Origin of the sequence: Novilysobacter viscosus, assembly GCF_046600715.1 — a bacterium.
GTDB lineage: Bacteria > Pseudomonadota > Gammaproteobacteria > Xanthomonadales > Xanthomonadaceae > Lysobacter_C > Lysobacter_C viscosus.
Map to the genome: position 1 here is coordinate 43,687 of NZ_JBJMAV010000008.1, position 23,099 is coordinate 66,785.

Consider the following 23,099-nt stretch of genomic DNA (forward strand, 5'->3'; position numbering starts at 1 on the left):
CATCGTCCGCAGGCCGGCAACGCGGGGTGCCGGGGGGGCTGCCGGGCGTTCATGTTGTCGAGCACTGCGGGTGCGTGGCAGCTTGCGCTCCCGCCCTTCGCGGCCTCGCAATCGCGAAGGAGGCACGGCCGCCCGGGTCAGTCCAGGGCAGCCGTCAGCGCGCCGAAATGGGCCACGCTGCACTCGGCCAGGGCTTGCAGGTCGTACCCGCCCTCCAGCATCGACACGATGCGCCCCTGGCAATGGCGAAGGGCGATCGCCACCAGCTCTCCGGTCAGCCAGGCGTAGTCGGCGGCCTCCAGCTGCAACTGCGCCAGCGGGTCCAGACTGTGGCCATCGAATCCCGCCGAGACCAGCACCAGCTGCGGACGGAAGCCATCCAGCGCCGGGAGAAGTGTTTCGCTCCACGCGCGCCGGAACTCGGTACTGCCGGCGCCCGGGTGCAACGGAGCATTGAGCACATTGCCCACGCCCCGCTCGCTGGCGTAGCCGGAGTCCGGGTACAGCGGCGCCTGGTGGGAACTCAGGAACAGGACCCGGGGGTCGGTATCGAAGATGTCCTGCGTGCCGTTGCCGTGGTGGACATCGAAGTCGACCACGGCGACGCGCTCCAGCCCGTGGTGCTCGCACGCGTGCGCGGCGGCGACCGCGATGCTGTTGAACAGGCAGAAGCCCATGGCCACCGACCCGGTGGCATGGTGGCCGGGCGGGCGCACCGCGCAGAACGCGCGTCGGGCCTGGCCGGCCATGACCGCATCCACTGCCGCCACGCCGGCACCCGCTGCGCGCAAGGCCGCATCGGCAGATCCCGGGCCCAGGAACGTGTCCGGATCCAGAGCGATGCGATCAGCGGACGGGGTGTCCAGCACCAGCGCGATCAACGCCTCGTCATGCACGCGAGACAGCTGGCCGCGGGTCGCTGCGGGCGCGTGATGCCACTCCAGCATCGGCCATGCGGCAGCCACGGCATCGGTGACCGCAGCCAGTCGTGCCGGGCGTTCGGCGTGGCCGGGACCGGGATCGTGGGTGGCGCAGGCCGGATGGGTATAGGCCCGCGGCAGGCTCATGCCTGGCGGCGCTCGTGGTTCCAGACCACTTCGCCGTGGCCGCTGGCGCGTGCCAGCACCCGGGCCAGGACGAACAGCAGGTCCGACAGCCGGTTGAGGTAGCGCACCGCCTCCGGCCGCACGTCCTCTACCCGCGACAGGCTGACTGCACGGCGTTCGGCGCGGCGCACCAGCGTGCGCGCGAGGTGGCAGCGGGCTGCCGCCTCGCCGCCCCCCGGCAGGATGAATTCCTTGAGCGCCGGCAGGGCCGCGTTGAATTCGTCCAGGCGTTGCTCGAGTTGCTCGATATCGGCACCGAAGATCGCCGCATGCCCCGGGATGCACAGCTCACCGCCCAGGTCGAACAACTGGTGCTGGATCGCGGTCAGCAGCACCCGGACGTCGTCGGGCACCGGGGACGCCAGCACCAGTCCGATGGCGCAGTTCGCTTCATCGATCGTGCCGTAGGCCTCGACCCGCGCCGAATCCTTGTCCACCCGTTGGCCGTCGCCCAGCCCGGTGGTGCCGTCGTCGCCGGTCCGGGTGTAGATCTTGGAAAGGCGGTTACCCATGTGGGCGAGTCCCGGCGCGCCGGCGTCAGGCGGTCTGCGCGCGAAGTGCCGGCAGCCGCCGGCGCAGCAACTCGAACCCGCCGAACAGCAACGCCGAATAGAACAGCGTGCCCGCCACGGTCCATTGGAAGAACGGGACGCCGGCCACGTAAGCCGCGCCCAGGCCGCCGACGGTCTTGGGATACATCGGACTGCCCAGCCATGCGCCGAAATTGGTCACCAGGAAGAACAGCACCGAGCCGGCCAGCGAATAGCCCAGTACCCGCCCGCCACTGACGCGGCCTTGCAGGCCAAGGCCCATCGCCGTGGTCAGCGCGATGCAGCCGTAAACCAGCCAGATGCCAGAGCCGCTGAACCAGTTGGCGTACAGGCCGCCGTGCATCGAGGCCAGGACCAGGTCTGAAAGGGCCAGCGCAGCCAATGGCACGATGAACGCCCACGCGCGCGAGGCGAAGTACGCGCCTGCAAACAGCGCCACGGCCGCGACCGGAGAGAAATTCGGCGGATGCGGGAGCACCCGGCTCAGTGCAGCCAGGGCGATCAGGCCGGCGAGCGCCAGCGGACCGGGGGACAGCAACGAGGCGGCGGAACGATTCATCGGCATGTAGAAGGAGCGAGCGGACGGACCCGGTAGCATAGCGCAATGGCCAGCCCCGCCCCGGCACCGATGCCGCCGTCCAGCCCCGTCACGGCGACCCGCGACGCTCCCCGCGCGGAGCAGGCGCCCGTGCATGACGTGCTGGTTGTCGGCGGGGGGCTGGTGGGTAGCAGCCTGGCCATTGCCCTGGCCCGCCTCGGCGTGGACGTGGGGCTGGTCGAGGCGACTGCCCCCGGCGGACTGCCCCCGGTATTCGACCAGCGCAACCTGAGTTTCGCCGAGGCCTCGGTGCATGCGCTGACCGCGCTGGGGGTGATGCAACAGCTGCAGGCGCCCGGCGGGCCGATCCGCCGTATCCATGTATCCCGGCAGGGCGACTTCGGCCGCGTGCTGCTGGACTCGGCGCAATACGGACGCGACGCATTTGGACAGGTCGTGGTCGCCCGTGATTTCGGCCACGCGCTGGAGGCCCGGCTGGCGCAGGCGGAATCGGTGGTGCGCTACCGCCCCGCGTGTTTCGAAACGACGGCGCGGGCAGCACCGGAAGGTGGCGAGGTACTGCGCGACGTGGTGGTTTCCGATGAGCACGGGCGGCGCATGCTGCGCGCCCGGCTGCTGGTGGGTGCCGACGGCGCCGACAGCGCGGTGCGGCATGCCCTGGGCATCGGGCATGCCCGGCACGACTACCAGCAGGCGCTGGTGGTATGCCGGCTGCAGGCCGACAGGCCGCCCGACGGCACCGCCTACGAACGCCTGGGTCCCGGCGGCCCGACCGCGCTGCTGCCGCGCGGGGACCGGCACTACGGGCTGGTGCTGGGTGTGCCCACGCAGGAGGCGGGCGCGGTGGCGTCCATGGACGACACGGCCTTCCTCGCACGCGCGCAGGCCACGTTCGGTTGGCGCGCGGGGCGCTTCCTGGCATGCGGGCCACGCAGCGTGTATCCGGCCACGCGCACCGTCGCCGACGCGGTGGTCGGCGAGCGGGCGGTGCTGGTCGGAAACGCGGCCCAGGCCATCCACCCGCTGGGTGCGCAGGGGTTCAACCTGGGCCTGCGCGACGCCATGACCCTGGTCGACCTGATCGCCGACGCCCGCGCAGGCACGGGCGAGGCCGATCCCGGACACCCCGAGCTGCTGCACGCCTACCAGGCACGACGGCTGGAGGACCGCGCGGCGACCCTCGGGTTCTCGGATGGCCTGGCCCGCGTGAGCGCCAATCCCTCGCCGCTGCTGCGCCCGCTGCGGAGCCTGGGCCTGTTTTCGGCCGACCGCTTGCCGTCGCTCCAGGCCGGCCTGGTGGGCGGTGCCCTCGGCTACCGCGGGCACGTGCCGTCGTTGTGCCGGAGGCCCGGATGAGCCGCCGCGACCCCTTCGACGTGGTGGTGGTGGGCGGCGGCGTGGTGGGCGCTGCCGCGGCCCTGGCGTTCGCAGGCGAGGGTGCCCGCGTTGCGCTGGTCGAAGCCCACGTACCCGCGCCCTGGAAGGGCGTTGCCGCCTCCGGCCCGGGCGGGGCGGATACCTGCCAGCCGGACCTGCGGGTCTATGCCTTCGCGCCCGACAATGCTGCCGCGCTCGATCGCCTGGGGGTGTGGGCAGCGGTACGCGATACCCGCGCCCAGCCGTACCGGGCGATGCAGGTCTGGGACGCGGCGGGCGGGGGCGTACTCCGCTTCGATTGCGATGCGCTGGCCCGGCCCGAGTTGGGCTGGATCGTCGAGCACGGCCTGCTGGTCGACCGTCTCTGGTCCGCCCTGCCCGCGGCAGGGGTCCAGATCCGGGCACCCGTTCGCGTGGAGGCGTTCGGGCAGGACGATGCGCTCGCCTGGATCGACCTGTCAGGGGGCGAACGGCTGCACACGCGGCTGGTGCTGGCCGCAGACGGCGCCGAGTCGCATCTGCGAACGCTCGCCGGCATCCAATCCGATACCCGCCAGTACCGCCAGCGCGGCGTGGTGGCGTTCGTCGACAGCGAGCATCCCCACCAGGCGACCTGCTGGCAGCGTTTCCTGCCGACCGGTCCGCTGGCCTTCCTGCCCTTCGTCGATGGCCATCCGCACTCTCGCCGCAGCTCGATCGTCTGGACCCTTCCGGATGCCGAAGCCGAGCGGGTGCTGGGCCTGGATGACGCGGCGTTCCTGGATGCAGTGGACCGCGCGTTCGATGGTCCCCTTGGCCGATTGCGTGCGGTGTCCAAGCGGGCGGCGTTCCCGCTGCGCCGCCGGCTGGCGCGACGCTACGCGTCGGGCCGGCTGGTGCTGGCCGGAGACGCGGCGCACGTGGTCCATCCGCTGGCCGGGCAGGGTGTCAACCTCGGGTTGCGCGACGTATTCGCGCTTCGTGACATGTACGCGGGCGTCCGCTCGAGGGGCGGCGGGTGGGAGTCGGTCCGCTGGATCGAGCGCTGGGCGCGCATGCGCCGCAGCGAGAACGCAGTGGCCGCCCACGCCTTCGAGGGCCTGAACGGGCTGTTCTCGAACGATGCCGTGGTGCCGACCCTGGTGCGCGGCACCTTACTCGGCTGGGCGGGGCAGCTGGCACCGGTGACCCACGCACTGTGGAAGCGCGCCGCCGGACTCTGAAGCGGGCCGGGGCTGGCTTCCCCCGCCTCCACGAGAAAGCGCCCCGCACAAGGCGGGGCGCTATCCGGATCAACGATCCGGCGTCAACACGGGCCGAGCCAGGGTTGCCTGCGCCCGGCTCCCTGGGTCAGCGTCGGGCCTGCATTTCAGCCGGGCTGAGCTGCCCATCGCGGTCGGTGTCGACCATGTCGAACTCACCCGAAAGCGTGGCGTAGCCCGAGACCTCGTCGCGGCCCAGGTAGCCATTGCCGTCCAGGTCCAGCGACGAGAAATCCACGATCAGGGTTCCGTTGGCTTGGACGATGGCACCGGTGTAGACGGGTGCACCGACCGCGGGGGCGACCGGCACGACCGGCACGACCGGCACCACCGCAACGGCGGGCGCCGGTTCCATCGTGGCGTGGGCAGTGGCTTCCGCGGCCATCTGCGCGCGTGCCGCAGCAGCAGCAGTGGCGTTGCTTGCCGCCTCTGCCTTAATCGCGGCCTGGCGGACTTCGACAGCGGAACCGACCTTCTGGTCGCCATCGTCTGCTCCGGTCTCGGCGCCGAGCGCGTCGTTGGCGGCATTGACCGCCTCGTTGGCGGCCAGCTGCGCATCGACCGACGACTCATGTGCCGTGTGCGCGGTTGCCTCGGCCGTGGCCGCGCCATGGGCCGACATCGAACCCGAGTCGCGAATGGCGGCGGCAGCCTCCGCGGCTTCCTGGGCGGCCTCGGCGGCCTCGCGTGCGGCATTGGCGTCCATCACCGCCAGTTCGGCATTGGCTTCGGCTTCGGCTTCGGCGGCGGCCTCGGAGTCCTGCGCCACGGCGGCGCCCGACATGCCCAAGGCGGCCATGAGGGCGAGGGTGATATGGGTCTTGCGAACGTTCGAACTCGTGGTCTTCATGGTTCCGGTCCCTCTCGGGTATGGGGTCCGGCGACCCTAGGCGCCACGCGGTCAATCCAGCGTGTAGGGTCGAAACCGCGGCTGAATAGGGAGGGGCTGGAACAACCGCTTCCCTCTCCGGTCTCGCGCGCGTCTAGCGCGCCGCCGGCCGGGCGAAGACGGTGATCTCCTCGCGGTCGTGGTACAGCTGCCGCGCGCGGATCTCCAGCGGCCGATGGGCCTGCTGCTCCAGGCCCTCCAGGCAGATCCGGGTCTCTTCCCAGCGCTTCTTCATGGGCAACTTGAGGTTGAAGACCGTATTGCGGCACCACCCCTCCCGCAGCCACGTGGCCATGCGTTCTGCCACCCGCCTGGGCTGCTCGACCATGTCGCACACCATCCAGTCGAGCGTTCGCGCAGGCTGCCAGGTGAAGCCGTCGGCACGCAGGTGGTCCACGCGGCCGCTGTCGAGCAGGGCCTGACGCAGCGGACCGTTGTCGACCGCGGTGACCTTCATGCCGTGGCGCATCAGCACCCAGGTCCAGCCGCCCGGTGCCGCGCCGAGGTCGGCGGCCTGCATGTTGTCGCGGAGCATTCTCTCGCGCTCGTCCTCGTCCAGCAGGGTGAGCAACGCTTCCTCCAGCTTGAGTGCGGAGCGGCTGGGGGCGTCGGCATGCATGCGCAGGCGAGGGATGCCCATCGGCCACGGCGCGCTGTCGGCAGGATCGGACGTGGCCAGTACCAGGTGCGTGCCTCCGAGCAGCACCACGTGCAGGCGTGGCCGCCCCGGGTCGGGCTGGGGGGTCAGCCAGCGGGCCTGGCGCAGCAGCGGTCGCAGCGCATTTCCGAACCCGCGCGCAAGGCCGGCCAGCGGCTTGCCGGTGTCGGAGTCGGGGTGTTCGGTCCACAGCTCGCCGAACACCGGGACGTCGGGTTGCCCGCCGTATACCGATTCCAGCGCCGCCAGCAGCGGCGTCGCACGATCGCTCGGGTCCAGCCCCGGCAGATCCGCCAGCCGCCGCAACTTCTGCCGGGCGAAGATCAGGCGGTGCAGCGGCAGGACGCGGTCCAGCGCGTCGGGGCGGTCGCAGAAGAATGAAACGTGGCCGTCGCCGCGCTGGGTGCGTGCGTAGCCCGGGTGGCCGGCGTCGGCCGCACGGTCGACAAGTTCGGCGGCCAGTTCCGGCTCGAAGCCGGAACGGCAGTACAGCAGTAATCCATCGGCCTTCATCCCGCGTCCCTCCTTTGGTGCCGCCGGCCGGACAGGGCCGTTCGCCGGCTTCAGTAGTACGTGCCGCCCAGCTGGCCGTACTGCTCGAGCACCGCGCGCGCCGCGTCACGGTGCAGGTCGCGCACGACCTCGATTCCCCGGCGTTGCAGTTCCCCTGCCCAGTCGGCGGGCAGCGGTCCTTCGTCGAACTCGGTCAGTGACTCCACGTCCTCGCTCCGGGCGCCGATCAACAGCCGGTCGATGCCGGCCCAGAAGGTGGCGCCGTAGCACTGGCAGCACGGTTGGGCCGAGGTCGCCAGCGTAAAGGGTCCCAGCCGAGTGCCGTCCTCGAGCTCGTTCAGGCGCGAGCGCTGGGCGCGTTGTTGCGCGAGCATGTAGGCCATCGTCTCGGCGTGCGCCAGCGAGCACTGCTGCGGCAGGACCCGGTTGACACCGACCGCGACGATACGGTCGTCGGGCCCGAACACCGCGGCGCCGAACGGGCCGCCACTGCGCGCCTCGATGTTCAGGCGCGACAGCTCGATGGCGAGCGCGACCTTGGCTTCGTCGCCGGGCCAGGTACGGTTGCCGTCGACGTGCTCGTGCACCCAGGCCGGAAGCGTGAGGTGGACCTGCGCGTACAGCATCAGGCCCGGGCTGCCCACGTATCGCGCAGGGTCACGGCTCGGTTGAAGACCGGTGCATCGCTGCGATGGTCGTGGCGGTCGGCAACGAAGTAGCCCAGGCGTTCGAACTGGAACGCCGTCTCCGGCGCGGCCTGCGCGACCGATGGCTCGACGTAGCCGGCCACCGTGCGGCGCGAGTCGGGATTGAGCCGGTCCTGGTACGTGCCGCCGGCCTCGTCGTCGTCGGGATCGGGCACGGTGAACAGCCGGTCGTACAGGCGGATGTGCGCCTGGACCGCATGGCGCGCGCTGACCCAGTGGATGGTGCCCTTGACCTTGCGGTTGGCGCCCTCCATGCCGGGGCGCGAAGCGGGGTCGAGCGTGCCCCGCAGCTCCACGATCTCACCGGCGCCGTTCCTGACCACCTCGTCGCAGCGCACGATCCCGGCGCCCCGCAGCCGCACCTCGCCGCCGGGCACCAGCCGCTTCCAGCCCTTGGGCGGCACTTCGGCGAAGTCGTCGCGTTCGATCCACAGCTCGTTCGAGAACGGCACCTCGCGGCAGCCAAACCCCTCGTCCTTGGGGTGGTTGGAGAAGGTCAGCGTTTCGGCGTGGTCGTCGGACAGGTTGGTCAACGTGAACTTCAACGGCTCGACCACCGCCATGCGGCGCGGCGCACGCGCATCCAGGTCCTCCCGCAGGCACCCTTCCAGCACCGCGTAGTCGATCAGCGAGTTCTGCTTGCTCACGCCCAGGCGGTCGGCGAACAGGCGCAGCGATGCCGGCGTATAGCCACGGCGGCGGATGCCCTGCAGGGTGGGCATGCGGGGGTCGTCCCAACCGTCCACGAGGCCGGCCTGCACCAGCGCCATCAGCTTGCGCTTGCTCATCACCGTGTAGGTGAGGTTGGCGCGTGAGAACTCGATCTGGCGGGGTTTGGCCGCTTCGCGCGGCAGGCCCCTGGACGCCAGCGGCTCGAGCAGTTCCGGCGAGCCGGCCAGGTCGACCCTGTCCACGCACCAGTCGTACAGCGGGCGATGGTCTTCGAATTCCAGCGTGCACAGCGAATGGGTGATGCCCTCGATCGCGTCACTCAGGGAGTGCGCGAAGTCGTACATCGGGTAGATCGGCCACGCATCGCCGGTGTTCTGGTGGGCGACCTTCTTGATGCGGTACAGCGCCGGGTCGCGCAGGTTGATGTTGCCGCTGGCCATGTCGATCTTCGCGCGCAGCGTGTGGCTGCCATCGGCGAATTCGCCCGCGCGCATGCGCCGGAACAGTTCGAGGTTCTCTCCCACGCCGCGGTCGCGGAACGGCGACGGCCGGCCCGGCTCGGTCAACGTGCCGCGGTACTCGCGCACCTGCTCGGCGGTGAGGTCGCAGACGAAGGCATCGCCCTGCCGGATCAGCTTTTCCGCGGCAAGGTGGAACACCTCGAAGTAATCCGAGGCGTGGCGCAGGTCGTGCCACTGGAAACCGAGCCAGCGAACGTCCTCCTGGATGGCGCGCACGTATTCGGGGTCTTCCTTGGCCGGGTTCGTGTCGTCCAGCCTCAGGTTGCACACGCCGCCGAATTCCGCGGCGAGGCCGAAGTCCAGGCAGATCGCCTTGGCGTGGCCGATGTGCAGGTAGCCGTTGGGTTCGGGCGGGAAGCGGGTCTTGACCGTGGCGTGCTTCCCGCTGGCAAGGTCGTCGCGGACGATCTGGCGGATGAAGTCGCTCTTCTCGGGCGTGGCGCTGGCATCGGGTGTGTCTGGCGTTGCGGACATGCGTAGGGGTCGGCGCGGGAAAGTGGCCAGTCTAGCGGCTGGACCCTTGCGACGCCGGCTTCGCGGGCCTGCGACTATGCTTCGGCGACGCACTGGAGGTCCCCATGAAGCCTGTTTACGACGCCGCCAACCTGATCGATGCCCACCTGGTGCGACACGCGCTGGAGGCGGCGGACATCCCGGTGTTCCTGAAGGGCGAGGCTCTGGTTGGCGGCATGGGCGAGTTGCCGCTGTTCGGCGTGGTGCAGGTGTGCGTACCCGCGGCGGCCTGGCCGCAGGCCCGGGCGATCGTCGATGCGCTGGGCCTGGGCGAAGGTGACGCGGACCCGGCCCGGCTGGAGGGTCTTGGAGAGGGCCTTCCCGGCACTGCGTGATCCCCGCGGACGCGCGGTGAACCTTGATCCCCCAGGCGCACTCCCCGATATCCAAGGAACCCAGCCAACAGGAGCGTCGCCATGCCCGGCATCGGTGCCTACAAACAACGCATGCCCGGTCGCGGAGACGCCCTCCCCGGGCGTGAAACGCCGCCGCCGCTGCACAACAGCCACCACGTGCACGGCCGGCCGCTGAAGGGCTCGTTCACCGGGCTGGAACGGATCCATTTCGCCATGGGCTGCTTCTGGGGCGCGGAGCGGTTGTTCTGGAACAAGGAGGGGGTGGTCACGACGGCGGTGGGTTACGCCGGTGGCTACACACCCAACCCGACCTACCGCGAGGTGTGCAGCGGCCAGACCGGCCACACCGAAGCTGTGCTGGTGGTCTTCGATCCAGCGGCCACGTCGCTGGAGACGCTGTTGCAGGCGTTCTGGGAGGGCCACGACCCCACCCAGGGCATGCGCCAGGGCAATGACGCCGGCACCCAGTACCGTTCGGCCATCCACTGCACCAGCCAGGCCCAGTACCTCGCGGCGTTGGCGTCGCACGACGCGTTCCAGGCGCGGCTGACCGAGGCCGGCTTTGGCCCGATCACCACGGAGATCGTCCATCCGGCGCCGACGTTCTACTACGCCGAGGACGAGCACCAGCAGTACCTGTCCAAGAACCCCGGCGGCTATTGCGGGCTGGGTGGAACCGGCGTGGCCTGCGCCAGCGGCGTCGACGGGGCCTTCTAGGGCAGGCGTCAGCCCTTGCGGGCGGCTTTCGGCGGCTGCAGGAGCGCGGCGGGCAACCGCTTGAACTCGGCCGCCAGCTGCCCGAGGAAGCCGTCCATGGCCGAACTCCGACGCCACACCATGGCGATCTGGCGGTGCGGTGCCTCGCCCTTGAACCGCAGCAGTCGAACGTCGGGGGAGGGCGGCACCGGCGGCTGCACGGCCAGCATCGGCAACAACGTGATGCCCACGCCCGCCGCCACCATCTGCCGCAGCGTTTCCAGGCTGGTGGCGCGGAAACCGTCACGCTCGCTTGCGCCCGACAACCGGCACACGTCCAGTGCCTGATCACGCAGGCAGTGGCCTTCCTCCAGCAGCAACAGGTGCTGGTCGTCCAGTTGGCCGATGTCCAGCGAAGGCTGCTTCGCCAGGGCGTGCTCCTGGGGGACCGCCAGCAGGAAGGGTTCGTCGAACAGCGGCTCGACATGCAGCTGGTCGTCGTGGATCGGCAGGGCGAGGATGCCCGCGTCCAGGCGGCCGTCGCGCAGGCGCGCCAGCACCTGGTCGGTCTTTTCCTCGACCAGCAGCAGTTCCAGTCGCGGGAAGCGCTTGCGCAGGCCGGGCACCACGTGCGGCAACAGGTAGGGGCCGAGCGTGGGGAACAGCCCCAGCCGCACGGTCCCCGCCTCCGGGTCCTGGCTGCGGCGGGCAATCTCGGACATCTGCTCGACGTCGCTGATCACCTTGCGCGCGCGCTCGGCGATGTCGCGGCCCACGGGGGTCAGCATCACCCGCCGCGGAGCGCGCTCAACCAGCGACACGCCCAGCTCGTCCTCGAGCTTCCGGATCTGCGTGGACAGCGTCGGCTGGCTGACGAAGCAGGCCCCCGCGGCACGCCCGAAGTGCTTGTGGTCGGCAAGTGCAACGAGGTACTTCAGGTCGCGCAGGTTCATGTGGGCGCACCGTGGCCATGGCGTGGGGAGTATCGCCGTGGGCCCCGGCCTGCGCACGCCGGCCGCGACCCCCCACCGGCGCGGGGGCTCCGGGTGTTGCGCAAGGCCCTGACCGATGGCGTGTTACGGGCTCGGGCAATCAAGCAACCAACCTCCCTCAGGCCGGTTCCGATTCCGCCTCGGTCACCGGCGTGGCGGTCGCCGCGGCGGCGTCGGTGGGCATCCGGATCAGGTGGTCGAAGGCACTCAGGGCGGCGGTGCTGCCGGCGCCCATGGCGACCACGATCTGCTTGTACGGAACCGTGGTGGCATCGCCCGCGGCGAACACGCCCGGTACGTTGGTCGCGCCACGCTCGTCGATCACGATCTCGCCGCGCGCCGACAGCTCGACGGCGCCCTTGAGCCACTCGGTGTTGGGCAGCAGTCCGATCTGCACGAACACGCCCTCCAGCCCGATCGTGCGCGACGCGCCAGTTTCGCGGTCCTTGACCACCAGCCCGGTGACCCGGTTGCCGTCACCCAGCACCTCGGTGCTCTGGCCGCTGAGAACGATCTCCACGTTCGGCAGGCTGCGCAGCTTGCGCTGCAGGACTTCATCGGCGCGCAGGCTGGCGTCGAACTCCACCAGGGTGACGTGGGCGACGATGCCGGCCAGGTCGATTGCGGCTTCGACGCCGGAGTTGCCGCCGCCGATCACGGCCACGCGCTTGCCCTTGAACAGTGGGCCATCGCAGTGCGGGCAATAGGCCACGCCCTTGTTCCTGTAGACCTCTTCGCCAGGCACGCCCATCTGCCTCCAGCGTGCGCCGGTGGAGAGGATCACTGTCCTGGCCTTGAGCGTCGCGCCGTTCTCCAGCTGCAGCTCGATCAGGCCGCCCGGCGCGCGCGCGGGCAGCAGCGCGCTGGCGCGCTGCAGGTTCATGACGTCGACCTCGTACTCGCGCACGTGCTGTTCCAGCGCGACCGCGAGTTTCGGGCCTTCGGTGTACTGCACCGAGACGAAGTTCTCGATCGCCATGGTGTCGAGCACCTGACCGCCGAAGCGCTCGGCAGCGACGCCGGTGCGGATGCCCTTGCGCGCGGCGTAGATCGCCGCCGCCGCGCCGGCCGGCCCGCCGCCCACGACCAGCACGTCGAACGGTGCCTTGGCCTTGATCTGCTCGGCCGAGCGCGCGACTGCGCCGGTGTCGAGTTTCGCCAGGATCTGCTGGACTTCCATGCGGCCGTTGCCGAACAGCTCACCGTTGAGGAACACGGTCGGCACCGCCATGACCTCGCGCGATTCCACTTCTTCCTGGAACAGCGCCCCGTCGATGGCGACGTGGGTGATGTTCGGGTTGATCGCGCTCATCGCGTTGAGCGCCTGGATGGTGTCCGGGCAGCTCTGGCAGGACAGCGACATGTAGGTCTCGAAGCGGAACCTGCCGTCCGCCGCAGGGGCTTGCAGTGCCCGCACCTGGTCCTGCACCGCGTCGTCGATCTTCACCGGGTGCCCGCCGACCTGCAGCAGCGCGAGTACCAGCGAGGTGAACTCGTGGCCCATCGGGATTCCGGCGAAACGCACTTCCACATCCGAGCCGGGGCGAACGATCGCGAAGGACGGCCGGCGGGCATCGTCGTCGCGGCGCTCGTAGCTGACTTTCTCAGACAACGAGGCGATGTCCTTCAACAGCGACTCGAGCTCTCGCGAAGGTTCGCCCTCATCCAGCGAAGCGATGAGCTGGATCGGCAGCTGGAGTTTTTCCAGGTAGGCGGACAGCTGGGGCTTGAGGTCGGCGTCGAGCATGGCGTGGGGCTCCACGAGGGAAGGAAGAGTAGAAAGAGGGTCCGGAGGACTGGACAGATGCGCGCCGCCGCCCCCTGGGATGGCCGGGCCGTGTACGGGAGCCGGAGGCTAAGGGCCTTGGCTGGCGCGTGCAGGCGATGGAGACGTCGCCGCGGCGAGCCGGGATGCTTGCAGGAGCGGCCGGGGCCGGGGAGGAAGCCGGGAGGGGTGTGGCCGGCGAGCCCAGGCCGCTGATGCAAGCAGCCGCAGGGATGACCCGGGCGGCGGACCGCCCGGGCTTCCGCAACCGCGGTGGCCTTAGATCTTGCCGACCAGGTCAAGCGACGGCTTGAGGGTCTTCTCGCCATCCTTCCACTTGGCCGGGCAGACCTCGCCGGGGTGGTTGGCGACGTAGCGCGCGGCCTTGAGCTTGCGCAGTGCTTCCTTCATGTCGCGTGCGATCGCGTTGTCGTGCACCTCGTAGGCCTTGATCATGCCCTCGGGGTTGACGATGAAGGTGCCGCGCAGGGCCAGGCCCTCCTCATCGATATGGACGCCGAACGCCTTGGTCAGCGCGTGGGTCGGGTCACCGACCAGCGGGAACTTCGCCTTGCCGACCGCCGGTGAGGTCTCGTGCCACACCTTGTGCGAGAAGTGGGTGTCGGTGGTGACGATGTAGACCTCGGCGCCGGCCTTCTGGAACTCGTCGTAGTTGTCGGCCGCGTCCTCGACTTCGGTCGGGCAGTTGAAGGTGAAGGCGGCCGGCATGAACACGATGACCGACCACTCGCCCTTCAGGGTCTCGTTGGTGACCTCGACGAACTTGCCGTTGTGGAACGCCTGGGCCTTGAACGGCGGTACCTGGGTGTTGATCAAAGACATTCGCAATGACTCCTTGCATATGTGGGGGCAGGTGAAAGCTGCGGAGATGATAGGCGGGGACAATCAATCATTCAAATCGATTGATTGTATTGATTCGATAGACTGAATCTATCAAAGGCGCCCTTCCGCACTCCTTAGCTGGCGCCACGGCCGTCCGGATACAAGGTCGAGCTGAGGACGGACGGGGCGCCCAGGCGGGCTCACTGCGCCGGCGGCGGCGGTGTCCGGGCCACGAATCCGACGATTGCATCGAGCACCTGCGGCAGGCGCCCAGGGTCGTACAACGCCAGCAGGGGCGCGCTGTGGCCGGCGTCGGCCAGCATGAGCAACTCCGAGCGCACGCCCGCGCCGGTCAGCTTGTCGTCCATCTGCCGGCTGTCGCGCGCTTCCACCACGCGGTCGCCGGTGCCGTGGATCAGCAGGAACGGAGGCGAACGGCCGTCGACGAAATTGATCGCCTGGGCCTGCGGCCACTGCGCGATGGGGCCGAACACCTGGCGGTACTGGCCGGTGATCTCGAAGTCGTAGGGCCCCGCCAGCCCGATGACGCCGGCAAGGTCGCCTGGCTTCATGCCTTGGCGCTCCAGGTAACGCGCGTCCGTCCCCACCAGCGCAGCGATCTGCGCACCCGCCGAATGCCCGGCGACGAACAGCCGGCCCGGATCGCCGCCATGCTCGTGGGCATTGTCACGGGTCCAGGCGACGGCGCGCGCGGCATCGTCCACGAATGCGGGGAAGCCTGCGGTCGGGAACGTCCGGTAGTCGGCGACGATCGCAAGGATGCCGTTCTGCGCAAGACGCCGTCCGATGAACCGGTACTGCGCGCGCTCGCCGCGTTGCCAGCCACCCCCGTAGAAGAACACCACGGTGGGTGCGGGTGCGTTGCCCGGCTGCGGGCCCTGGGGCCGGTAGACATCCAGGGCGAGGCCGAGGTCGGGCGCATACGTGACCGAGACTTCCGGCGGTGCGACGTTGCGGTTGGCGAACGCGAACAGCGCGCTTTCGCAGCCGGTCGTGAGCAGGGCGGTGAGCGCCAGTGCCGAGTGGGTCAGGACATTGCGAACGGAAGACATGCGGGAGGGGTACCAGGGAGGGATGGGACGCCTGCGTGCCGCGTACGATGCGCGCTGGCAAGGCGAGGCGTTGGAAGTGGCTGAAAGGGGATACGGCACGATGGCCCGTATAGATGCGACGTTGCGTGATGCGCGCCAGCGTATCGACAGTGCCGATGCCGAAGTGCTGCTCGCGCATGCGCTGGGCCGGTCCCGCGCCTGGCTGTACGCGCATGCCGACGACGAGCTGGACGACGACGCACTGCAGCGGTTCCGGGGCTGGCTTGCGCGGCGCCAGGCCGGCGAACCGGTGGCCTACCTCATCGGTCACCGCGGGTTCTGGCGCTTCGACCTGAAGGTGTCGCCCGCCACGTTGATTCCGCGGGCGGACACCGAATGCCTTGTCGAGCTCGCGTTGGCGCGGCTCTCCACCGACACCCCAACGCGCGTGCTGGACCTGGGCACCGGCAGTGGTGCCATTGCCCTGTCCATCGCGACTGAACGGCCGGCCGCCCGCGTCTTGGCGACCGATGCCAGCGGCGACGCGCTGTCGGTTGCGCGTGCCAATGCGAAGGCGCTGGGCGTGGCCAACGTGGCCTTCCGCCAGGGCGACTGGCTCTGCGCGGTGGCCGGCGGGCGGTTCGACCTGATCGCAAGCAACCCGCCCTACATCGCCGACGGTGACGCACACCTGGTCCAGGGCGACCTGCGCCACGAGCCGCGCAGCGCACTGGCTTCGGGCGTGGACGGACTGGATGCGATCCGCACGATCAGCCGGGACGCCCCGGCGTTCCTCGAGCCGGGTGGCTGGCTGTTGATCGAGCACGGCTGGGAGCAGGGCGAGGCGGTGCGCAGCCTTCTGACGGGTGCCGGACTGGTCGATGTCCATACCGCGCAGGACCTGGAGCAGCGTGATCGCGTGACCCTGGGTCGCCGTCCGGGCTGAGGCTGCCGGCGCACGAAGGCGTCGTTACACTGGCGCGCCAGCTTTCCCCGCGAGATCCCCATGCGCAGCCTCTATCCCGAGATCCAGCCTTACGACATCGGCACGCTGGAGGTCGACGACCGCCACACCCTGTACTACGAGCAGTGCGGCAACCCCGAGGGCAAGCCGGTGGTGCTGCTGCACGGCGGGCCGGGCGGCGGCTGCAGCGACAAGATGCGTCGCTTCCACGACCCGGCCAAGTACCGGATCGTGCTGTTCGACCAGCGCGGCAGCGGGCGCTCGGTCCCCCACGCCGACCTGGTCGACAACACCACCTGGGACCTGGTCGAGGACATCGAGCGGCTGCGCCGCCACCTTGAAGTCGGGCGCTGGCAGGTATTCGGCGGGTCATGGGGCTCGACGCTTGCGCTGGCCTATGCCCAGGCGCACCCGGACAAGGTGAGCGAACTGGTGCTGCGCGGTATCTTCATGCTGCGCCGCTGGGAACTGGAATGGTTCTACCAGGAAGGGGCTTCACGCCTGTTCCCCGATGCCTGGGAGCATTACCTGGCGCCGATCCCCGAGGTGGAGCGCAAGGACCTGATCGGGGCCTACCATCGCCGACTCACCTCCGCGGAGGAGTCCGTGCGGCTCGAGGCTGCGAAGGCCTGGAGCGTGTGGGAAGGCGCAACCAGTTTCCTGCACATCGATGCTGACTTCGCCAGCAGCCACGAGGACCCGCACTTCGCATTGGCATTCGCGCGCATCGAAAACCACTACTTCGTCAATGGCGGCTTCTTCGAGTGCGACGACCAGTTGCTTCGCGACGCCGGCCGGATCGCCGAAATCCCGGGCGTGATCGTGCATGGGCGCTATGACGTGGTGTGCCCGGTCGCCAATGCCTGGGACCTGCACAAGGCGTGGCCCAGGGCGGAACTCGTGATCACGCCCGCGTCCGGGCATTCGGCATTCGAGGCGGAGAACGTCGACGCGCTGGTGCGGGCGACGGATCGATTCGCGTAGGCGCGTGCCGTGCCGTCCCGCACTGCAGGTGCGGCTTCAGCCGCGATTGCCGCAGGGCGCCTGCAGGAGCGAGGTAACGTGGCGGATGCCCAGCAGGGAGGCCATGTAGCTGCGGCGCCCTGGAGCCCGGAACCCGGGAACCGCGCAATCGCGACTCGCGTCGCTCCTGCAGGACCGGTGGCGAAGCCGGGCAAGCGGGAAGGCGGGCCGCAACGGCACCCGGCCGGGGCCTACGCTGGCCCTGCCCGTGACCCGTCCGGGTTGTGTTCGATCATCCACAAGCCCGCCCACAGTTTCAGGTCCAGCTCGAACCCTTCGGCCTGCTTGCCCATGAGCCACGCCGGGGCCTGCGCCCGCGGCACTTCGTGAACGGTGATGTCCTCGCTGCCCACTCCGCCACCTTCGCCGACGCGGGTCAGGCCACGGGCACGGACGAAGGCGATGCGCTCGTTGCTCATGCCCGAGGACGTGGGTCCCACCAGCAGCACGTCCACGTGCGCGGGATGCCAGCCGGTCTCCTCGACCAGTTCGCGGCGGGCGGCATCGGCCAGTGTGTCGTGGGCATGGTCATCGCCGACCAGGCCTGCGGGCATCTCGATGGTGCGTGCCCCCAGCGGTATGCGGTACTGCTCGACGAACAGCACGGTGTCGGCCGGGGTCACCGCGATCACGATCACCGCCATGCCGTTGCCATGGGTGCGCTCGGCGTATTCCCACTGGCCCCGCCGCAGCATGCGCAGCCAGGCGCCTTCGTAGAGAAGCTCGGGGTTGGAGTCGGATGGGTCGTGGGTCATGCGTCGATGCTAGCGGCTTGCGGGCGGGTTCGTCGTCATGCGTCCAACACCGCCGCACCCGGTGGGGTGAACGCCAGGCCCGCGGTCTGGTAAAGCCGGCGCCGGGTCATCGGCCCGAACCGGAGGTGCTCGCATAGCCTTCCCAGCGCGTCGGCATCGGCATGGCGGCGGCCAAACGTCGGGTCGCCTTCCGGCACCGGGGCATCCAACGCGATGGTCGCCAACTGCCGGCACAGCAGGGCCTGGTCGCGGTGCAGGCGCAGGCGTTCGGCGCACGCCTTGGCGCCGCGCAGGCGCAGGTAGGGGACTTCGTCCACACGCAGCAACAGGGCATCCAGCGTGCCGAAATGGGCAAGCAGGGCCGCGGCGGTCTTGGCGCCGATGCCGGGGACGCCCGGGATGTTGTCGATCGCATCACCGGTAAGGGCGAGGTAGTCGGCGATCTGGTGTGCGTGTACCCCATGGCGCGCATGCACGCCGTCCGCGGACCAGCGCTGGTTGCGGGCGAAGTCCCATTGCTCGTCACCCTCGCCCAGCAGTTGCGAGAGGTCCTTGTCGGCCGACACGATCACTGACCGCATACCGCGACGCCGTGCGCCGTGCACAGCCGTACCGATCAGGTCGTCGGCCTCGTATTCGGGATGGGAGAGCACGGCCAGCCCCAGCGACGCCACCAGTGCCTGGCAGTGGGCGAACTGGCGCTTCAAGGCCTCGGGCGCGGGTTCGCGGTTGGCCTTGTAGGCGGGGTAGAGCGCATTGCGGAAGCACGAGTCGAGCGCTTCGTCGAACGCCACCGCCACATGCTGCGGCCTGGCCCGGTCCAGCAGTTCCATCAGGAACCGGGCGAAGCCCTGGACCGCGTTGCAGGGCCAGCCGTCGGCGTCGCTGAACTCGTCCGGCATCGAGTGCCAGGCGCGAAAGACGTAGAGGCTCGCGTCAACCAGGTAGAGCGCCGGCGCGCCGCTCATGTGCCGGTCCACGGCGTGAGCAGCGTCCGTGGATCCGGGCGGTCGCGCTCCGGCGCATCCAGGCGGGGGGTCCCGATATGGATGAAGCCGGCGACGTGCTCGTCCGCCTCCAGCCCCAGCAAGGCCAGCACGTCCCGATCGTAGGCGGGCCAACCGGTCAGCCAGGTGGCTCCGAAGCCCAGCCCCTGGGCCGCCTGGAGCAGAGCGAAGCAGACGCAGCCGGCGGTCAGCAGGCGCTCCTGTTCGGGGATCTTCGCGTCCGGTCCCAGCCGCGCGACCACCACCAGCACCACGGGGGCATGGCAGAAACGCGCGCGTTCCTTCTCCAGCGCCGAGGCGGCTGCGTCCGGGTCCCGGGCCAGGGCAAGCCCCGCCAGCCGTTCACCCAGCGCGTGGCGCGCCTCGCCCTGGATGGACAGGAACCGGAACGGCACACGCTTGCCATGGTCGGGAACGCGCACGGCCGAGCGCAGCATCCGCAACACCGTGGCGGAGTCCGGGCCGGGACTCGACAGCTGTTTGGCCGGTACGGACCGGCGGGCGTCCAGGGCGAGGAGCAAGGGGCCCTCGAAGGCGCCACCGGCGCGGGTCTCGGCGTCGGTATCAGGGAGTTTTGGGGACATCAGTCACATAATCGTCAAGCGGCCTGCTGGCTGACCCATCTTGCCACTATGCTGCAGCGTGTGTCGTAGGCGACGCCCAGCGTCACCCAGTCCGCGTCGCCTCAGCTTCACCGGGGGATCCATCGTGTCCAATAGCCCGCTTGGCGTGGTCAATGCATCTCCAATGGAGCCTCTGCGCGTCCTGGAGGAGGTCAAACGCCTGGCGCTGGAGCAGCTTGGCGGCCTTCCGGCGATGGTCTTCCGCGGTGTCGAACAGTCGCTCAACAACGCGGTGCCCAACGGGATGGCCGGCCCCGGCCACTTCGAGGACCTGGGATCGCTGCGGTTGCTGCGGCAGCAGAATGCCACGCTCGCCATGCGCTTCCGGCAGCAGTTGGGCCAGGGCTTCGACGACTTCCGCGGCCTGCGCGTGCGCAACCGCGGTGAACTGCCGCTTGGCCTGATCGACGACGAGCAGCTTGAGTTCCAGTTGCAGGGCCAGCGCCTGTCCGAGGCACTACAGGGCCGCTACCAGCGACCGTTGGAGATGTTGCGGGGTCGCCTGACGACGCTGAGTGCCGCGTTGGGCACCACCTGCGAGATGAATCCGATCGGCCCCGACCGCCTGGCCGCGGCGTTCGTGGAGACCTTCCGCGAAGCCGAGCCGTCGGCGTCGGTGCGTTCGCTGATGTTCCGCCAGTACGAGCAGGACCTGGCGATGTTGCTGGGTGATTTCTACGGGCGCATCAACACCCTGCTGGCCTCGGCCGGATACGGTGTCGCTAGTCCCGAACCCCACCACGCCACGCGTCCGTCGCAACCGTTCGTTGCCGACACCGTGGAGCCGCGCCAGCCGCAGGCGCAGCCACAGACGCAATCCCGGCCGCAACCCCAGCCGCAAGCGCATGCGGACCCGGGCGCGTTCTCCGTGCCCGGTCTGGAAAGCGTTCCCGGCCGTGAGCAGCCCCAGGCCCCGTCGCCGGCCGCGCCTGCCTCCCCGGGGGAGCTGCGCGAACATGTCGCCCAGGAGCTGGCCGACCTGCGTGCACTCCTGCAGACCTGGCGGGAGGGACTCAGGCAGCAGGGGGTCGGCTCGACCACGCCGGGCCACGCCTCGGCACCGGCCGCGGCGGCGGCAGCGGCCGCCAAGCGCGAAATGCGCGTCGAGGAGATGCTGAGCGTCGCCTCGATGATGCAGCACGAGCCGCCGGATGCCTTTGCCCGGGCGCTTGCGGGGTCCGGCCGCCTGGCCGACACCATCCGCGACCACCTCTCCGATGGCGCGCGCCGGATCGGCATCAACCCCGACCAGACACGCTTCAGCGCCCAGGAAGAGGACGCCATCGACCTGGTTGCGCTGTTGTTCGATTCGCTGTTCCGCAACCACTCGCTGCAGGATCGCGCCCGCCGCCTGTATGCCCGGCTGGTGCTGCCATACGTGAAGGTGGCGCTGACCGACGAGAGCGTCTTCGTTGCCCATGACCACCCGGCCCGGAAGCTGCTGGATGCGATCACCGAGGCATGCGAGGGCAACCAGGCCACTACGCCCCAGGACCGCGAGCTGCTGGATCGCGCGGCTGCCGCCTCGCAACGGGTCGTGGCCGAGTACAACGAGGACATGGCGGTGTTCGAGCTCGCACATGCCGAGTTGGATGCACTTCTGAACCAGCAGCGTCGCCGGGTCGACCTGCAGGAGCAGCGCGCGGTGAAGGCCTCGATGGGCCGCGAACGCCTGGGTTCGGCACGCGCCGCTGCCGACAGCGCCGTCGGTGACCGGCTCCGCGGCCAGCGCATGACGCGCGCCGTGGCCGATTTCCTGGCCGAGCCGTGGCGCCACCACGTGATCCAGACGGTACTGCGCGAGGGCGACGAGCCATCCCGCCAAGCCGAGGCCTTCAACCTGGGCGATGCACTGCTGGAAGCCGACCGGCTTGCCGCAGAGCACCGTGGCAAGGAACTGGCCGACCACCTGCTGGGCCTGGAGCCTGCGATCGTGCAGTGCCTGGCCAGTTCGGGACTGGACGACAGCGCCGCCCGCCACGCCCTGGCCGGCCTGGTGCACGCACTGGCGACGCCCGACCGTCCGCGCAACGTGCAGGCGCAGCCGGTTCGTACCGGCGAGGCCGAGGACGAGGGTTCCGAGGAGCGTCGCGTGTGGTTGTCCGGTGCCGCGGGCGCCGGTGAGCCGGACCCGGCGTTGGTCGCATCGTTGGCCGGTCTGGCCATCGGCGACTGGGTGCGACTGACCGACACCCAGGGCGAGGTCGTGCCTGCCAAGGTCGCGTGGGTCAGCCCGCTGACCGCGCGCCTGCTGCTGGTCAACCGTCGCGGCGTTCGCGTCCTGGCCGCTACCGCGCGGGAACTGGCGGTGCTGGCTGGCGCCGGCCGGCTGGTAACCGGGACCGAGAGCACCGCCTTCGACGAGGCCATGCGCCAGGTCCGCCACCGCCTGGACAAGGCGGTCGGCCAGCACTGAGCCCGTCCCGTCCGGGCAGCCGGCATCGCCCGGCTCGCGGCTGCACGACATCCTGCGATGGATCGCCGACGCTGACGCGCGTCGCGTCGGGCCCGTCCTTTCGTTAGGATTCGACCGCACGCCGTCCGGCGCCGGCCACGAAAGGACATCGAATGACCGAGGCACCGCTTGCCCTGACCGTCGGTGTGGTCGCCGAGACCGCGCCGGGCGAACGTCGCGTGGCGATGACCCCGGAAACCTGTCGCAAGCTGGTGGCCGCCGGCGCGCACGTACGCGTCCAACACGGCGCCGGCAGCCGCGCCGGGTTTGCCGACGAGGCCTACCGTGAAGCGGGGGCCGGGCTGGACGCGGCCGACGCGGTCCTGGCCTGTGACGTGCTGCTCTGCGTCAGGCCCCCCGTGCCGGAGCGCCTGCTGCAGCTGCGCGAAGGCGCGGCGATCGTCGGCCTGCTGGCACCGGAGGCCGATCCCGCGCGCGCCGACGCGATCCGCACGCGCGGCCTGCATGCGTTCCCGCTTGAGCGGTTGCCACGGACGACGCGCGCCCAATCGATGGACGTGCTCAGTTCCCAGGCCGGCATGGCGGGCTACAAGGCGACCCTGCTCGCAGCTCAACTGGTGCCGCGGTTCTTCCCGATGCTGACCACCGCCGCCGGCACGATCCGACCCTCGCGGGTACTGGTGATCGGCGCCGGCGTGGCCGGCCTGCAGGCCATCGCCACCGCGCGCCGCCTCGGGGCGCAGGTCGAAGGGTTCGACGTGCGGCCGGAAACCCGCGAGCAGATCGAATCGCTGGGCGCCCGCTTCCTTGACCTGGGCGTGTCGGCGGCGGGCGAGGGCGGTTACGCCCGCACGCTCACCGAGGAGGAGCGGGCCGAGCAGCAGAAGCGACTGGCCGCGCACCTCAAGCAGGTGGACGTGCTGATCTGCACCGCTGCCGTGCCCGGACGCCCGGCGCCCCGGATCGTGGGGGCGGACATGGTCGCGGGCATGAAGCCGGGCAGCGTCATCGTCGATTTGGCCGCCGAAAGCGGCGGCAACTGCGAGCTGACCCGGCCGGGCGAAACGGTCGACGTGGGCGGCGTGGTGATCGCCGGGCCGGTTGACCTGGCCAGCCAGGGCGCCCTGCATGCCAGCGAGATGTATGCGCGCAACGTCTTCAACTTCGTGTCGCTGTTCATCCGCGACGGGCGTCTGTCGTACGACTGGGACGACGAACTGCTGGCACGCACGGTGTGGCCCGATCGCGCCCCAGTCCCGGCCCCCCCGGTCCCCGCGGCACAAACAACGGGCGACTGAGC

General features: G+C 70.1%; 22 protein-coding genes. 8 read left to right on the plus strand and 14 right to left on the minus strand.

Annotated elements, in window-relative coordinates:
• Positions 1-137: 137 nt before the first annotated feature.
• From ACJQWL_RS11805 to ACJQWL_RS11815, 3 genes are read right to left on the minus strand one after another with little or no spacing between them, the layout of a single operon-like run.
• The gene (locus ACJQWL_RS11805) at positions 138-1,067 is read right to left on the minus strand and encodes a histone deacetylase family protein (RefSeq protein WP_330968738.1); all 930 of its coding nucleotides are present in this window, start codon (positions 1,065-1,067) and stop codon (positions 138-140) included.
• Entirely contained in the window at positions 1,064-1,618 is a 555-nt protein-coding gene (locus ACJQWL_RS11810) for a cob(I)yrinic acid a,c-diamide adenosyltransferase (protein ID WP_330968739.1), read from the minus strand. Before ACJQWL_RS11810 ends, ACJQWL_RS11805 begins: the two co-directional genes overlap by 4 nt.
• 25 nt (positions 1,619-1,643) lie before the next feature.
• Positions 1,644-2,216 (minus strand): DUF6580 family putative transport protein, encoded by a 573-nt coding sequence (locus ACJQWL_RS11815; protein WP_330968740.1) that lies wholly within the window; start codon positions 2,214-2,216, stop codon positions 1,644-1,646.
• A gap of 45 nt (positions 2,217-2,261) precedes the next feature.
• Between ACJQWL_RS11815 and ubiH the strand changes: the two genes are divergently transcribed.
• Complete coding sequence (gene ubiH, locus ACJQWL_RS11820) at positions 2,262-3,572, plus strand: 2-octaprenyl-6-methoxyphenyl hydroxylase (RefSeq protein WP_330968741.1); 1,311 nt, start codon at positions 2,262-2,264, stop codon at positions 3,570-3,572.
• Positions 3,569-4,795 carry an FAD-dependent monooxygenase gene (locus ACJQWL_RS11825; protein ID WP_330968742.1) on the plus strand — a complete coding sequence of 409 codons (1,227 nt, stop codon included), beginning with the start codon at positions 3,569-3,571 and terminating at the stop codon, positions 4,793-4,795. The genes ubiH and ACJQWL_RS11825 overlap by 4 nt, the downstream gene beginning before the upstream one ends.
• A 127-nt stretch (positions 4,796-4,922) precedes the next feature.
• On the opposite strand, the gene ACJQWL_RS11830 is transcribed toward ACJQWL_RS11825, so the two are convergent.
• The 4 genes from ACJQWL_RS11830 to ACJQWL_RS11845 all read right to left on the minus strand — a co-directional run bounded on the left by ACJQWL_RS11830 (position 4,923) and on the right by ACJQWL_RS11845 (position 9,268).
• A complete protein-coding gene (locus ACJQWL_RS11830; protein ID WP_330968743.1) occupies positions 4,923-5,684 on the minus strand; it encodes an EF-hand domain-containing protein in 762 nt (253 codons plus the stop codon).
• Positions 5,685-5,817: 133 nt separating this feature from the next.
• Complete coding sequence (gene rlmM / locus ACJQWL_RS11835) at positions 5,818-6,894, minus strand: 23S rRNA (cytidine(2498)-2'-O)-methyltransferase RlmM (protein WP_330968744.1); 1,077 nt, start codon at positions 6,892-6,894, stop codon at positions 5,818-5,820.
• A 50-nt stretch (positions 6,895-6,944) separates the two neighbouring features.
• Positions 6,945-7,520 (minus strand): nucleoside deaminase, encoded by a 576-nt coding sequence (locus tag ACJQWL_RS11840; RefSeq protein WP_330968745.1) that lies wholly within the window; start codon positions 7,518-7,520, stop codon positions 6,945-6,947.
• Entirely contained in the window at positions 7,520-9,268 is a 1,749-nt protein-coding gene (locus tag ACJQWL_RS11845) for a glutamine--tRNA ligase/YqeY domain fusion protein (RefSeq protein ID WP_330968746.1), read from the minus strand. Before ACJQWL_RS11845 ends, ACJQWL_RS11840 begins: the two co-directional genes overlap by 1 nt.
• 104 nt (positions 9,269-9,372) lie before the next feature.
• On the opposite strand from ACJQWL_RS11845, the gene ACJQWL_RS11850 reads away from it, so the two are divergent.
• Together ACJQWL_RS11850 and msrA are read left to right on the plus strand one after the other, a co-directional pair.
• Complete coding sequence (locus ACJQWL_RS11850) at positions 9,373-9,642, plus strand: putative signal transducing protein (RefSeq protein ID WP_330968747.1); 270 nt, start codon at positions 9,373-9,375, stop codon at positions 9,640-9,642.
• Between the two features lie 81 nt (positions 9,643-9,723).
• Positions 9,724-10,380: a peptide-methionine (S)-S-oxide reductase MsrA gene (gene msrA / locus ACJQWL_RS11855; protein WP_330968748.1), complete on the plus strand. Its 657-nt coding sequence runs from the start codon at positions 9,724-9,726 to the stop codon at positions 10,378-10,380.
• An 8-nt stretch (positions 10,381-10,388) separates the two neighbouring features.
• Here the strand turns inward: msrA and oxyR are convergent, their stop codons facing one another.
• From oxyR to ACJQWL_RS11875, 4 genes are all read right to left on the minus strand, one after another.
• A complete protein-coding gene (gene oxyR, locus ACJQWL_RS11860) occupies positions 10,389-11,312 on the minus strand; it encodes a DNA-binding transcriptional regulator OxyR (RefSeq protein ID WP_330968749.1) in 924 nt (307 codons plus the stop codon).
• A gap of 157 nt (positions 11,313-11,469) precedes the next feature.
• Positions 11,470-13,098, minus strand: coding sequence for an alkyl hydroperoxide reductase subunit F (gene ahpF, locus ACJQWL_RS11865; protein WP_330968750.1), 1,629 nt, complete (start codon positions 13,096-13,098; stop codon positions 11,470-11,472).
• A 297-nt stretch (positions 13,099-13,395) separates the two neighbouring features.
• Positions 13,396-13,959, minus strand: a complete 564-nt coding sequence (ahpC, locus tag ACJQWL_RS11870; RefSeq protein WP_330968751.1) for an alkyl hydroperoxide reductase subunit C — start codon at positions 13,957-13,959, stop codon at positions 13,396-13,398.
• Between the two features lie 200 nt (positions 13,960-14,159).
• Entirely contained in the window at positions 14,160-15,032 is an 873-nt protein-coding gene (locus ACJQWL_RS11875) for an alpha/beta hydrolase (RefSeq protein WP_330968752.1), read from the minus strand.
• Between the two features lie 100 nt (positions 15,033-15,132).
• Here ACJQWL_RS11875 and prmC point away from each other — a divergent pair, with 100 nt between their 5' ends.
• Both prmC and pip read left to right on the plus strand, forming a co-directional pair.
• Positions 15,133-15,957 (plus strand): peptide chain release factor N(5)-glutamine methyltransferase, encoded by an 825-nt coding sequence (gene prmC, locus ACJQWL_RS11880; protein WP_330968753.1) that lies wholly within the window; start codon positions 15,133-15,135, stop codon positions 15,955-15,957.
• Positions 15,958-16,017: 60 nt separating this feature from the next.
• Positions 16,018-16,959, plus strand: coding sequence for a prolyl aminopeptidase (gene pip / locus ACJQWL_RS11885; RefSeq protein WP_330968754.1), 942 nt, complete (start codon positions 16,018-16,020; stop codon positions 16,957-16,959).
• A 230-nt stretch (positions 16,960-17,189) separates the two neighbouring features.
• On the opposite strand, the gene ACJQWL_RS11890 is transcribed toward pip, so the two are convergent.
• From ACJQWL_RS11890 to ACJQWL_RS11900, 3 genes are read right to left on the minus strand one after another with little or no spacing between them, the layout of a single operon-like run.
• Complete coding sequence (locus tag ACJQWL_RS11890; protein ID WP_330968755.1) at positions 17,190-17,753, minus strand: NUDIX hydrolase; 564 nt, start codon at positions 17,751-17,753, stop codon at positions 17,190-17,192.
• A gap of 35 nt (positions 17,754-17,788) precedes the next feature.
• Positions 17,789-18,721, minus strand: coding sequence for a 5'-3' exonuclease (locus tag ACJQWL_RS11895; RefSeq protein WP_330968756.1), 933 nt, complete (start codon positions 18,719-18,721; stop codon positions 17,789-17,791).
• The gene (locus ACJQWL_RS11900; protein WP_330968757.1) at positions 18,718-19,344 is read right to left on the minus strand and encodes a nitroreductase family protein; all 627 of its coding nucleotides are present in this window, start codon (positions 19,342-19,344) and stop codon (positions 18,718-18,720) included. Before ACJQWL_RS11900 ends, ACJQWL_RS11895 begins: the two co-directional genes overlap by 4 nt.
• Before the next feature lie 163 nt (positions 19,345-19,507).
• Here ACJQWL_RS11900 and ACJQWL_RS11905 point away from each other — a divergent pair, with 163 nt between their 5' ends.
• The gene (locus tag ACJQWL_RS11905) at positions 19,508-21,799 is read left to right on the plus strand and encodes a DUF1631 family protein (protein ID WP_411300918.1); all 2,292 of its coding nucleotides are present in this window, start codon (positions 19,508-19,510) and stop codon (positions 21,797-21,799) included.
• Positions 21,800-21,951: 152 nt separating this feature from the next.
• Positions 21,952-23,097 (plus strand): NAD(P) transhydrogenase subunit alpha, encoded by a 1,146-nt coding sequence (locus tag ACJQWL_RS11910; RefSeq protein WP_330968759.1) that lies wholly within the window; start codon positions 21,952-21,954, stop codon positions 23,095-23,097.
• The last annotated feature ends 2 nt before the right edge of the window (positions 23,098-23,099 follow it).